Origin of the sequence: Cetobacterium sp. 2G large, from assembly GCF_014250655.1 — a bacterium.
GTDB lineage: Bacteria > Fusobacteriota > Fusobacteriia > Fusobacteriales > Fusobacteriaceae > Cetobacterium_A > Cetobacterium_A somerae.
Map to the genome: position 1 here is coordinate 1,429,397 of NZ_JACHTH010000005.1, position 13,487 is coordinate 1,442,883.

The 13,487-nt window shown below is 30.1% G+C and carries 13 protein-coding genes; 4 read left to right on the forward strand and 9 right to left on the reverse strand.

The annotated features are described in order from the left end of the window. Positions 1-130 precede the first annotated feature (130 nt). Positions 131-985: a hypothetical protein gene (locus H5J23_RS09610; protein ID WP_023052232.1), complete on the reverse strand. Its 855-nt coding sequence runs from the start codon at positions 983-985 to the stop codon at positions 131-133. 183 nt (positions 986-1,168) lie between these two features. On the opposite strand from H5J23_RS09610, the gene corA reads away from it, so the two are divergent. Genes corA through bioD form a run of 4 tightly spaced genes read left to right on the forward strand, consistent with a single transcriptional unit; the run spans position 1,169 to position 4,749 of the window. Then, a complete protein-coding gene (gene corA / locus H5J23_RS09615; RefSeq protein WP_221892795.1) occupies positions 1,169-2,218 on the forward strand; it encodes a magnesium/cobalt transporter CorA in 1,050 nt (349 codons plus the stop codon). A gap of 36 nt (positions 2,219-2,254) precedes the next feature. After that, entirely contained in the window at positions 2,255-3,079 is an 825-nt protein-coding gene (locus H5J23_RS09620) for a mechanosensitive ion channel family protein (RefSeq protein WP_185891894.1), read from the forward strand. A 19-nt stretch (positions 3,080-3,098) separates the two neighbouring features. Continuing rightward, positions 3,099-4,088, forward strand: coding sequence for a biotin synthase BioB (bioB, locus tag H5J23_RS09625; protein ID WP_185891895.1), 990 nt, complete (start codon positions 3,099-3,101; stop codon positions 4,086-4,088). Continuing rightward, complete coding sequence (gene bioD / locus H5J23_RS09630; RefSeq protein WP_221892796.1) at positions 4,078-4,749, forward strand: dethiobiotin synthase; 672 nt, start codon at positions 4,078-4,080, stop codon at positions 4,747-4,749. Before bioB ends, bioD begins: the two co-directional genes overlap by 11 nt. Positions 4,750-4,780: 31 nt before the next feature. On the opposite strand, the gene H5J23_RS09635 is transcribed toward bioD, so the two are convergent. The 8 genes from H5J23_RS09635 to H5J23_RS09670 all read right to left on the reverse strand — a co-directional run bounded on the left by H5J23_RS09635 (position 4,781) and on the right by H5J23_RS09670 (position 13,421). Further along, positions 4,781-6,211: an aspartate ammonia-lyase gene (locus H5J23_RS09635; RefSeq protein WP_023051671.1), complete on the reverse strand. Its 1,431-nt coding sequence runs from the start codon at positions 6,209-6,211 to the stop codon at positions 4,781-4,783. 163 nt (positions 6,212-6,374) lie between these two features. Continuing rightward, positions 6,375-7,085 (reverse strand): GntR family transcriptional regulator, encoded by a 711-nt coding sequence (locus H5J23_RS09640; RefSeq protein WP_023051672.1) that lies wholly within the window; start codon positions 7,083-7,085, stop codon positions 6,375-6,377. A gap of 130 nt (positions 7,086-7,215) precedes the next feature. Continuing rightward, positions 7,216-7,620 carry a cytidine deaminase gene (cdd, locus tag H5J23_RS09645; protein WP_185891896.1) on the reverse strand — a complete coding sequence of 135 codons (405 nt, stop codon included), beginning with the start codon at positions 7,618-7,620 and terminating at the stop codon, positions 7,216-7,218. Positions 7,621-7,624: 4 nt separating this feature from the next. After that, positions 7,625-8,329, reverse strand: coding sequence for a purine-nucleoside phosphorylase (deoD, locus tag H5J23_RS09650; RefSeq protein WP_185891897.1), 705 nt, complete (start codon positions 8,327-8,329; stop codon positions 7,625-7,627). Between the two features lie 21 nt (positions 8,330-8,350). Then, positions 8,351-9,532 (reverse strand): phosphopentomutase, encoded by a 1,182-nt coding sequence (locus H5J23_RS09655; protein WP_185891898.1) that lies wholly within the window; start codon positions 9,530-9,532, stop codon positions 8,351-8,353. Between the two features lie 65 nt (positions 9,533-9,597). Next, positions 9,598-10,563 carry a BMP family protein gene (locus H5J23_RS09660; RefSeq protein ID WP_023051676.1) on the reverse strand — a complete coding sequence of 322 codons (966 nt, stop codon included), beginning with the start codon at positions 10,561-10,563 and terminating at the stop codon, positions 9,598-9,600. 75 nt (positions 10,564-10,638) lie between these two features. Beyond that, positions 10,639-10,926, reverse strand: coding sequence for a metal-sensitive transcriptional regulator (locus tag H5J23_RS09665; protein ID WP_023051677.1), 288 nt, complete (start codon positions 10,924-10,926; stop codon positions 10,639-10,641). A 14-nt stretch (positions 10,927-10,940) separates the two neighbouring features. Then, entirely contained in the window at positions 10,941-13,421 is a 2,481-nt protein-coding gene (locus tag H5J23_RS09670; RefSeq protein WP_185891899.1) for a heavy metal translocating P-type ATPase, read from the reverse strand. Between the last annotated feature and the right edge of the window lie 66 nt (positions 13,422-13,487).

Sequence of the window (13,487 nt, forward strand, 5' to 3'; positions counted from 1 at the left end):
TTATTTTCATAACTTCTGACTATTTTCTCTATTCGGTTGTTAATGTCCTTTTCTACAATTCTTGTCGGCGGCGTTTCCCGCTGACAAAAATTATAGTATCATAATTTCAAAACTTCGTCAACAAGTTTTTTTATTTTTTAAAAATTTGTTTCTCTTTTATAATTAACTCTTCAACAAAAATTAGATTTTCTTCCACCAACTTCTCTTTTACATCATTATAAAACTTTTCACCTAAACTATATTTCAAAGTTTCTCCATACGCCAATATTATTGGTACATATTCATCTTCTAAAAAACCTATTGGATTTTTTCTTCTAAAAGATGAACTTTGTGCAAGCTCTTTATTTATGCATGGAGTATCATAATAATCCTCTATCGTGAATCCTGTAGTAAAATCGTCTGGTACTGTTATATATAGTAAACTTTTATCTTCTTCTGAAATTATATCAATTGGCCATAAACTACAAACTAATGGTTTTTTTTCAACAATCTCTTTTGCACTCATATTTTTTTCTAAACAGATAGAGTGTAGCGAACATAATACCGACTCATTATTAGGCTTAAAAGAACATGTGCATAATGAAATTTCAGCTTCTACAGTCTCATTTGGTACCATACACTCATCCTCTTTTATACTTTTTATTATATCTTCAACTTCATAACCACTTTCTAAAAGAATATCTATATTCTTAGTTTTTTTATTATAACTTTCAATATTTTCTAAAACAAAATCTCTCGTTATTTTTTCATACACTGTTGGATTATCTGCACAGCAAGGATCTTGACATTTAAAACAATCAAAATTGGCTAAATTAGAAAATGCCGAATAATCAACAAGTGCTTTATATTTTATTCCTCTCATTACAACTTCAGTTTCTAAAATATCTACTCTAGAGAAATGCTCTTTTAACATTTCTTCTCTTTCTTTACTAACCTTATATACCTCTTTACCTTTGGGGTGATTTAAAAATAAAAAATAATTCATTTTTAGCTCCTTAACATTTTAATAATTAGTTTTATTTTAACATATAAGCTCTTTTTTTTATATTTTTTTTAATTTATATAGAATTAGTTACTTTCTATTTATTTAGATGTTGTTTTTATCTTTTACTTATAGTAATATACTAAGTATAATATATTACTATACTATCTAATAGGAGGTACTATTTTGAATAAAAAAGTTGGATTACAACCTGGAACTCTTTTGTATACAGGTGATAGGCAATCTACAATTGAAATCCCCATTACTCACTATACCTATAACCATGAATCTTTTAAAAAAAATAGTTTTATCTTTAGGGACAATCTTTTTATAGAGTTACACCCTTCTCATGTTAACTGGTTAAATATTGGCGGGATTCACAATACTGAGCTTATCAAAAAAGTTGGAGAAGCTTTTAATATAGATTCCTTAATTTTGGAAGATCTATTAAACAATTCTCAAAGACCTAAGTTAGAAATTAGAGATGATTATATTTTTATTACATTAAAAATGATTTCTCATTCTAATAAAAAAAATAAATATGAATATGAGCAAATATCTTTTATTTTATTTTCAAATCTTTTAATAACTTTTCAGGAAAACCCATTTGATGTTTTTGACAGTATTAGATGTCGTATCGAAAAAAGAAGCGGGCGTCTTAGAACTAAAAAAGAGGGGTATCTTACATATTCTTTAATTGATAGAATTGTTGATAACTATTTTGTTATTATTGAAGATCTAGAAGAAAGAATTGATGATTTAGAAGATAAAGTTACTACCGAGCCTAAAAAAGAAGATTTTGACGAAATCTTAGAGCTAAAAAAAGAACTTTTAAAATTCAGAAGAGCTTTAGCTCCTTTAAAAGAAGTTTCTTCAAAATTTAAAGATTCAGATATTCAAGAGTATCTAGGTGAAGACATCGATATTTACTTACGTGATTTACAAGATCACATTATAATAGCAAATGAATCTAACGATGCACTCTTCAATAGAGGAAATGAACTTTTACAACTTTATCACTCTACTATTAGTACTGGTATGAATGAAATTATGAAAGTTTTAACAATGATTTCTAGTATTTTCATTCCTTTGAGTTTTCTAGCTGGACTTTATGGTATGAATTTCCAATATATGCCTGAATTAACTTGGAAATATGGATACTTTTTTATTTTAAGCTTAATGATATCAATTATTTTAGGAACTGCTTATTTTTTCAAAAAGAAAAAATGGTGGTGACATATTTATACTTTTATATAGGAGGATATTAATAACATGGAACAAACTTTAACAACTTTTATTAATGAATTTACTGCTGCTCTTGCAAAATCAGCACCCATTCTCATTAAAAAACTAATCTTTTTAGCTATCCTTTGGGTAACTTACAGACCTGTTCAAGGGTTTATTATGAAAGCTTTTAATAAGTTTTTATCACTTAAAAAACTTGATGAGCTTTTAATACACTTTTTACAGTCATTTTTAAATATTTTAATAATTATCTTTTATGCTTTAAATGTTATTCAAATACTTGGTATTGAAATGACATCTATATTAGCACTTCTTGGATCTATTGGTATCGGTATTGGACTTGCCTTAAAAGGAAGTTTATCTGACCTTGCTGGAGGTATGCAAATTCTTGCTTCTAGATATTTCACTAAAGGTGATTATATAATCTCTTGTAGCGTCGAAGGAACTGTTCAAAGAATTACTTTCCTTTATACTGTTTTACACACTGTAGACAACAAATTTGTTGTTGTTCCTAATGGTAAACTTTCTGGAGAGGTTATTGTTAACGCTGGAGCTAATGCTGAAAGGAGAGTAGATTGTGTTTTCTCTGTTTCATATGACACATCTATTGATCAAGTTAAAGAATTATTAACTGATATAGCTAAAAACCATGCTTTAATTCTTCAAGATAAAGATATCTTTGTAAGACTTAGTAAACATAACTCAAGCTCTTTAGACTTCACAATGAGGGTTTGGGCTAAGAAAGAAAATTACTGGGATGTTTTCTTTGATTTACAAGAACTTGTTAAAAAGAGATTCGATCAAGAAGGAATTGAAATCCCATACAACAAACTTGATGTTTATCAAAAATAATTAAACGAGGTGCATATTTTTGAAAAATTTTATTTTAACTTTAAAAGAAAGCATAATTAATGGAAATAGTATTACTTTTGATGATGCTGAAAAACTTATAAATTTAGATATAGATATTAATAAAAACGAAATTCTTTTTCTATCAGATTGTGCAAATGAAATTAGAAAATTCTTTTGTGGAGAAAAATTTAACTTATGCACTATAATGAATGCTAAATCAGGAAAGTGCCCAGAAGACTGCAAATATTGCGCTCAATCTGCCCACTTTAAAACGGCTTCACCTGTTTATCCTCTAACTAATAAAGAGGAAGCTTTAAATTTAGCTTTAAATGTTGAGAAAGAAGGAGCTAATCGTTTTGCATTAGTCACTAGTGGTCGAGGATTACTTACAGAAAAAGATACCTTAGAAGTTGCAAATCTTTATAAACATATGAAAAGAAATAGTAATATTCATCTATGTGCTTCACATGGATTACTTACTAAAGAATCTGCAAAATCTTTAAAAGAAGCAGGGGTAAAAACATATCACCACAATTTAGAAACTTCTAGAGATTTTTATGATAAAATCTGTACAACTCATACATATCAAGATAGAGTTGATACAATTCTAATAGCCCAAGAAGCTGGTCTAGAAGTTTGTAGTGGGGGAATTTTTGGTTTAGGAGAAAGTAGAGTCGATAGATTAAATATGGCTTTTGAACTAAAAAATTTAAATGTCAAATCTATACCCCTAAATTTTTTAACACCTATTGCAGGAACACCTATGGCCGATTATTCTCCTTTAGACCCTATGGAAATTATTAAAACAATCGCTGTTTATCGTTTCATAAATCCAGATTCTTCTTTAAGATATGCTGGTGGAAGACTTCAACTTGGCGATTTAGAAATTCAAGGAATTAAAGGTGGAATCAATTCAGCTTTAACTGGAAATTTTCTTACAACAACAGGAAGCACTATAGCCTCTGATAAAGAGATGGTTGTTAAGGAGGGATTTACCCTTGATAAATAAACTAAAAACAGGATACTTTATTATAGGGACAGACACTGATATAGGGAAGACGTATGTGTCTTCCCTTATTTTTAAATCTTTAAAAAACTATAATATCGGTTATTATAAACCACTTCAAACAGGATGCTATTTTGAAAATGAAAAATTAGTTCCATTAGATCCAAAATTTTTATGTGATTTTACTGGAACAACTTTAAAACCTGAAATGACTACTTATCTTTTCAAAACTCCTGTGTCTCCTCATTTAGCTTCTGAGTTAGAAAATATTCCTATTTCTATGAACTCTATCTTTAATCAATGGGATATTTTAAAATCTAAGTACTCAACAACTTTTATAGAAGCTGCTGGAGGTATATACGTTCCAATAATACGGAATAAATATTTCATGTTTGATTTTATAAAAGATTTAAATCTATCAGTAATACTCGTTTGTTCTACAAAAGTTGGAGCTATAAACCACACAATGTTAACTCTTAGCTTTTTAAAAGAAAAACAAATACCTATTCAAGGTATTATTTTTAATAATTATACAAAAGAATTTTATGAAGATGACAATATTAAAGTTGTTTTAGAAACTAGTCAAATTAACAATCATCTTATTATCCATAATGGTGATACTATAATTCCTGAACAAACTCTCATTTCATTTTTAGAAAAATAAAAGAGGTCAAAAATTTGACCTCTTTTTTATACTATCTATTTTTTAATAAACTTTTTCCTGGAATTCCTGGTTTTGTCATTTCAAAAGGATTTAAAATTATATCTAACTCCTCTTTTGTTAACAATTTTCTTTCTAAAATTAAATCTACTACTGAAACTCCTGTCTTTATAGATGTTTTTGCTATATCTGCTGCATTTTTGTATCCTATATGTGGATTTAAAGCTGTTATTGTTCCAACACTCATATCAACTAATTGCTGACATCTCTCTTTATTTGCAGTAATTCCAATTAAACAATTATCTATTAAAGTATTAACTCCATTCTTTAAAATTTCTATCGATTGGAATAAGTTAAAGAACAATACCGGTTCAAATACATTTAGTTCTAACTGACCTGCTTCTGCTGCTTTTGTTACTGTCTGATCATTTCCAAATATTTGGAAACAAACTTGGTTCATTACTTCAGGAATTACTGGATTTACTTTTCCAGGCATTATTGAAGATCCTGGCTGTTGTTGAGGTAAATTAATTTCTGCTAATCCTGTTTTTGGTCCTGATGCCATTAATCTTAAATCATTTGCCATTTTTGATAAATTTACAGCAGCTACTTTTAATGCTGAAGATAACCATACAAAACTATCTAAATTTCTTGTTCCATCAACTAAGTCATCAGCTTGAACAAAATCAACATTAGTTACCTCAGACAAAATTCTAACAACATCCTCTACATACTTTGTATCAGCATTAATTCCTGTTCCTACTGCAGTTGCTCCCATATTAACTGTTTTTAAATCTTCCAAAGCTATCTTTATTCTCTTTATATCTCTAGCTATTGGTTGTGCATAAGCTTTAAACTCTTGTCCTAATCTAATTGGCACTGCATCTTGAAGGTGTGTTCTTCCCATTTTTATAACATTATCAAACTCTATACTTTTATCTAACAAAGTTAAATTTAATCTTTCTAAAGTTTTTAATAACTCTTCTGACATCATTTGTAAAGCTAATTTTCCTGCAGTTGGAATTACATCATTTGTAGATTGTCCATAATTTACATGATCATTTGGATGAACTTTATCATATTTCCCAAGTTCTCCTCCTAGTAACTCTCCTGCTCTATTAGCAATTACTTCATTCATATTCATATTCATTGATGTTCCTGCTCCACCTTGAATAACATCAGTTATAAACTGATCCATAAATTTACCATCTATTATCTCTTCAGAAGCTTTAACTATAGCATTTACAACATCCTCATCCAACATTCCTGCTTCTAAGTTTGCTATAGCTGAGGCTTTCTTTACATATGCTAAAGCTTTAATAAAATCATTTCCTAATTTATACCCCGTAATATGGAAATTATTTTTCCCTCTTAATGATTGAACTCCATAATAAGCCTCTGCTGGAACTTGTATTGTTCCAATAGAATCACTTTCTAATCTAAACTTTTCCAATTCTTTCACCATCCCTTTATTTTCCCCAGAACATAAAACATCAAACTATAAAACTTTATTTTCATTTTATTCTTTTTTGAAAATAAACATTTCGTTCTTTATCCGTTCATTCGTGCTTTTATGTTTTAAAGTATACTGTTTTTTTTATAAAAGTCAAGTGTTTTTTATGGATTTTTTATTTTAACAATATAAAAGTGTCATCTTTAGTTACTTCTTCTTTTACCTCAAAATATTCTGGATTCTCAGCTTCTAATTTTTTCAATTTTAGAAGAGTTCTTCCTAGGTGATGTTCTAACATTCCTCTTAATTTATCTATATCTTTTTTTTCCAATGCTTCTAAAATTTCCTCATGCTCTTTAACAACTGATATATCACTTGTTTTATTTTTAGCGTTTAGAACTCTTACTCTTTGATAATGACCTGTTCCATTTAATGCTAATTCCCACAATCCTGGAATTCCAGCTTTTTCAAAAATCATCTTATGAAAATCATTATCCATTTTATGAAACTCTAGATAATTACGGTTTCCCTCACAATAAACCCTTTGCATCTTTATATTTGTTCTTAAATCCTCTATGAATTCTTCATCTAAAGCTTCAATAACTCTTTCAAAAGCTGCAGTTTCTAAGGCAACTCTCAACACTTTTGCTTCTAAAACTTTTTGAGCGCTAATTTTTGTTACAAATGTTCCTTTTTGTGGAATACTTTCAATCAGTTGATCATGCTTTAATAATATCAAAGCTTCTCTAATAGGAGTTCTACTCATTCCTAATTTTTCACCTATTACTTTTTCACTTAATTCACTTCCAGGTTTTAAATTTAATTCAAATATATTTCTCTTTAATATTTTATATGCGTAAGCTGAGTTGCTATTTTCTCTTGACATTTTTCCTCCTCGTTTATTTTTTCACATTTAATTTTAAATAATATATCTTTATAATAAAATATACTAGTTAGTTTGTCAAACTCAATATTTCAACAAAAAAAATAGAGGTGATATACACCTCTATTTTCAATTAAAGTTCAAATCCATATGGTAATAATTCTTCCATTGTCATTAGTTTATAATCTCTTTTTAGGTTTCCTAAGATGATTATTGTATCATCATCTGCAAACTCTTTTATAACCTGTCTACATGCTCCACAAGGACTTACTGGTCCTGTTGTGTCCGCAACTACAGCTATTAACTTTATTTTTCTCATACCTTTACTTGCCGCTGCAAAAATTGCACTTCTTTCAGCACAGTTAGAAAGTCCATATGATCCATTTTCAATATTAGCACCTGAAGTTTCATTTCCATTTTCATCTACTAATACTGCTCCAACTTTAAATTTTGAATAAGGAGCATAAGCATTCTCTCTAGCAACAATAGCTTTATCTACATATTCTAAAATTAACTTTTCATTCAATTCTTTTTTCATATTATTACTCCGCTACACTTTCTAATGCTATTTCAATCATATCTGTTAAAGTTGTTTGTCTTTCTTGAGATGTTGTTTCTTCACCAGTAACCAAAGAATCTGAAATCGTTAATATCGTTAAAGCTTTTGCATTATATTTTGCTGCTATTGTATACAGTGCTGCTGTTTCCATCTCAACACAAAGCACACCAAACTCTGCCCATTTTTTATACGATTCAAAATTGTCTCCATAGAACTCATCTGCAGTTAAAACATTTCCACCTTTAACTTCTATTCCTTTTGCCTTTGCAGCTTCAGCTGCCTTCATAAACAGTCCAAAATCTGCTGTTGGTGCATAATCTGCCCCTCCAAATCTCAATCTATTCATTCCTGATGTTGTTGATGATGACATAGCTAATATTACATCTCTTATTTTAACATCTTCTCTATAAGATCCTGCTGTTCCAACTCTAATTAGATTTTTTACTCCATACTCCCTAATTAATTCATTAACATATATCAAAATTGATGGAACTCCCATTCCTGTTCCCTGTACAGAAACTCTTTTCCCTTTATAAGTTCCTGTATATCCATACATTCCTCTAACTTCATTATAACAAACTACATCTTCTAAAAAAGTTTCTGCTATCCATTTAGCTCTTAATGGATCTCCTGGTAATAATACTGTTTCTGCTATTTCTCCTTTTTTTGCTCCTATATGTACGCTCATTTTACCCTCCTAGTTTTCCTTTTATTTTATAATTTTATCAGCAAAACTTCCTTTTAAATTAGTTTTTCCTAATAAAAGATCTTCAACAGTTGCTGCTATTGTTGAGAATCCATTTTGAATTCCTAAATCAACGTTTTCTTTTAACTTCTTTCCATATACTAATAATGGAATATACTCTCTTGTATGATCACTACCTTTATAAGTTGGATCACATCCATGATCTGCTGTTAATATAAGAAGTTCATTCTCTTTTAAATTTTCCATAATTTCTGGAAGATAATTATCAAACTCTTCTAAAGCTAATTTATAACCTTTTGGATCTCTTCTATGTCCATACTTCATGTCAAAATCAACTAAATTTGTAAATATAATTCCTTTTGTATCTTTTTTTAATTCTTCAATAGTTTTTAAAATTCCATCTAAATTATCTTTGTTAGTTCCTCTACTTTCAGTTATTCCTACTCCAGCAAATATGTCACTAGTTTTTCCAATTCCAATAACATCTAAACCAGAATTTTTAACTCTATCTAGCATACTCTCAATTGGTGGCTCAACTGAATAGTCATGTCTATTAGACGTTCTTACAAACTCTCCAGCTCTCTTACCAGTATAAGGTCTTGCAATAACTCTTGCCACAGGAGATAAGTCACTACAAATTTCTAAAGCTTTTTTACAAGCTGAATAAAGTTCATCTAAAGATATCATCTCTTCATTAGCAGCTATTTGAAACACTGGATCAGCTGATGTGTAGACAATCCAAGCCCCTGTTGCTAATTGCTCCTCTCCATATACATCTAAAACATCTGTTCCAGAGTATGGTAAGTTACAAAGCACTTTTCTTCCTGTTGCTTTTTCAAACGCTTCTATTGTTTCTTTTGGAAAACCATTTGCATAAGTTGGAAATGCTTTTTCTTGAACAATTCCAGCAATTTCCCAGTGTCCTGTCGTCGTATCTTTTCCCTTCGAAAGTTCAGCTGCTTTTCCATATGCACCTTTTGCATTCTCAACTTCATCTACACCTAAAATTTCTGTAATATTACCTAATCCTAGCTGCTCCATGTTTTTTAAATTTAATCCACCTGTTGCAAGAGCTATATTTCCCAATGTATTTGTTCCTTCATCTCCAAACTCTTTTGCATCTGGTAAAGCTCCTATTCCAGCACTATCTAGCACTATTAAAGTAACTCTTTCTATTTTTTCCATAACTACACATCTCCTTTTCTATAAGGTAACAAAAGGCTGATCAAAAATGACCAGCCCCTCATTTATTATTTATCGCTTACTTTGATTTCTCCAGCCATTAATTTAGCTTTGATTTCCTCAAATTTAGCTAGTTTATCTGCACCTATAATCTCTTTTGTAAATTCGAAGTTAGTTACTCCAACTCCATTTTCTTTTGCTCCGTAAACAGCTAATCCTGGTACGAATTCACCTTTAGTTAAAGCTTTAACTGTATCGAAAACTCCAACATCAACATTTTTTAACATAGATGTTAAAACTGTTCCTGGTTCAACTGCATCTTGATTTGAGTCAACACCAATAGCAAATACACCCTTCTCTTTTGCTGCTGCTATAACTCCCATTCCTGTTCCACCAGCTGCATGATATATTACATCTGCACCTTGGTTAATTTCAGAAATTGCATTCTCTTTACCTCTTACTGGGTCATTAAATGGATTTGGTCCTGTTGTATATACAGAGAAGAACTTAACTTTCGGGTTAACATACTCTGCACCCTGTTTAAATCCTACTTCAAATTTCTTAATTAAAGGATTCTCCATTCCTCCAACAAATCCTACTGCATTATTTTTAGTCATTAATCCAGCTATAACTCCAACTAAGAAAGATCCCTCTTCCTCTTTAAATACCATAGATTTTACATTTGGTAAATCTATTACATCATCAATCATTAAAAATTTAGCATCTGGATAATCTGCTGCTACTGTTCTTGCTGATTCTGTCATTTGGAATCCTGTAGCAATTATTAAATCATATCCTGCTTCAGCATACTCTCTTAAGAACTCTTCATCTTCAGCAGGTGATGCTGGTTCTACATATTTAAATTCAATTCCTAAATCCTTTTGTGCTTGCTCTAACCCTCTGTAAGCAGCATCATTAAATGACTTATCCCCTAATCCTCCAGTAGAAAGAACTATTCCTACTTTAGTTGGTTTCGCTGCAAATAATCCAATTGCTAACATCATTGACATTACAAAAGTAACTATTTTTCTCATTAATACCCTCCTAAATAACTTTATACTAGTAGAATTTTAACATATTATTTACCTAAATCAAAGAAAAATTTACTATTATTTCATCATTTTTCCTAATGTGTATATTAATTCGTCGATTACTTTGTTCTCTTCATTATTTTTTATCCCTGATACAACACACTTTCTCAAGTGATTTTCTAATATTACTTTTGCTATTCCATCTAATGCCGCTTTTGCTGATGATATTTGATTTAAAACATCATCACAATAAGCATCCTCTTCAATCATTCTTTTTATTCCTCTAATCTGCCCTTCCACTCTATTAGCTCTAGCGATTAATTTCTTTTTATCACCACAGATTTTATTTGAACAATTATCTTCCATAAATCCTCCTGTTACTATTTAAACCATTTCAATCTTAAAGCATTCGATACAACAGAAACAGAACTCATAGCCATAGCTGCCCCTGCTATCATAGGATTTAACAGATGTCCTGTGAATGGATATAATATTCCAGCTGCTACAGGTATTCCTAATCCATTATAAATAAATGCCCAAAATAGATTCTGTTTTATATTTTTCATTGTCGCTCTACTTAATTCTATAGCTTTTGGTACATCTTTTATATTTTTACTCATTAAAACTATATCAGCACTTTCTAAAGCTATATCAGCTCCACCACCAACAGCTATTCCTATATCTGCTTGAGTTAATGCTGGAGAGTCATTTATTCCATCTCCCACCATTGCAACTTTTTTACCTGCAATTTGAAGCTTTTTTATTTGCGAGTATTTTTGCTCAGGGGAAACCTCCGCTATCACTCTTGTAACTCCTACCTCTTTAGCTATAGCTTTAGCTGTTCTTTCGTTGTCACCAGTTAACATTATAACATCAATTCCAATATTTTTTAACTCTTCAATTACACTTTTAGAACTTTCTCTTACTTTATCTGCTATGGCAATCATACCTAAATATGTATCTTTAGCAGCTATATATATCACTGTTTTTCCTTGATCGAAAAGTTCCTCTCCCTCTTTTATATGCTCATCTATATTTATAGAATATCTATCCATTATTTTTTTATTTCCTACAATTACTTCTACATCTCCAACAGGTGTATCTTCTAAAGTCCCTGTTACTCCCTCTCCTGTTATAGAGTTAAAACTTCTTACACTAAACATATCTAACTTTCTTAAATTAACCTCTCTTATAACTGCATCAGCCAATGGATGTTCTGAGTTTTGTTCTAAACTTCCCACAACTTTTAAAAGTACATTTTCTTCTAGTCTATTTGAAAGTATATTTGTCACTGTTGGTTTTCCAACTGTTATTGTTCCTGTTTTATCAAATACAACAGTATCAACTTTACATGTTTTTTCTAAAGCCTCTCCTGATTTTATTAAAATTCCTAATTCAGCACCTCTACCCGTTCCAACCATTATAGCTGTTGGAGTTGCCAAACCTAACGAACAAGGACAAGCTATTACTAAAACAGATATTAATATAGTTAATGCAAATACACTTGGTGTAGCATTTAAAGATACTAATCCTAAACTTCCTACAATATACCAAATTAAACTTGATATTATAGCTATCCCTATAACTATTGGTACAAAATAGCTTGATATTATATCAGCCATTCTTGCTATTGGAGCTTTTGACCCTTGAGCATTTTCAACAAGTCTTATTATTCTTGAAAGAGTTGTATTCTCACCTGTTTCAGTAACTTTCACTTTCAAGCTTCCTGTTCCATTTATTGTTGCACCATAAACTTTACTTCCCTCTATTTTTTTTACAGGAATACTTTCACCAGTTAGCATAGCTTCATCAACACTAGAAATTCCATCTACAACAACTCCATCTGTAGGTATAGATTCTCCTGGTTTAATTAAAAGAACGTCTCCAACTTCTACCTCTTCAATATCCACAGTTACCACTTTACCATCTCTAAAAAGGTTTGCTCTTTTACTTTGTAAGCCCATCAATTTTTTTATAGCTTCTGATGTTTTTCCTTTGCTTACATTTTCTAAATATTTACCCAAAGAAATCAAAGCAATTATTACTACACCTGATTCATAATAAAGATTATGAACAAACTGAATATCACCTTCGTATATTTTAAACGTTCCATAAATACTATATACAAAAGCTGCTCCTGTTCCTAAAGCTATTAAAGAATCCATACTAGGAGCTTTCGATTTTAACTTTTTAAATCCCGATATATAAAAATCTCTCCCAACATAAACAACAGGTATAGAAAGTATTAATTGAACCATTGCAAAAAGTAATGGATTTACATCATAATGAATTACATTTGGAACTGGTAATCCTATCATACTTCCCATAGATATATAAAAAATTATTGCTCCGAATATTATTGCTACTAAAAATTCATTAAACTCTTTTTTTAATTCTAATTTTTTCTCTTCAGCCCTTCTATCAACGACTTCTTCTGTTATTCTTTCTCCAGTATATCCAAACTTCCCTATCATATGAAAAATTTCTGATAATTTTACTATAGTTGAATCGTATGAAACTGTTGCTTTTTCTGTGGCTAAATTAACAGCTATTGATTCTACCCCTTTCATCCCTGAAACAATTTTTTCAACTGTTCCTACACAACTTTGACAATGTAAACCTTTTATAATAAATGTAACTGTTTTTAAATCTTTAATCTCATCTAAGCTATATCCTAAAGGTACTATTTTATTTTTTACTTCATCTTCTTTTATAACTTTTTCATCAAATTTTACAACTAACTCCTCAGTAGCCAAATTCACTCTAGCTTCTTCAATACCATTTGTTGATTTTAATATTTTTTCAATTAAAGCTACACAACTTTGACAAGTTACATTTCCAACTCTATATCTTTTTTCCACTTTAAACACCTCCTGTTTTATAGGGTACACCCCTATAGTATGATAATAGCATATTAATAAAAAAAA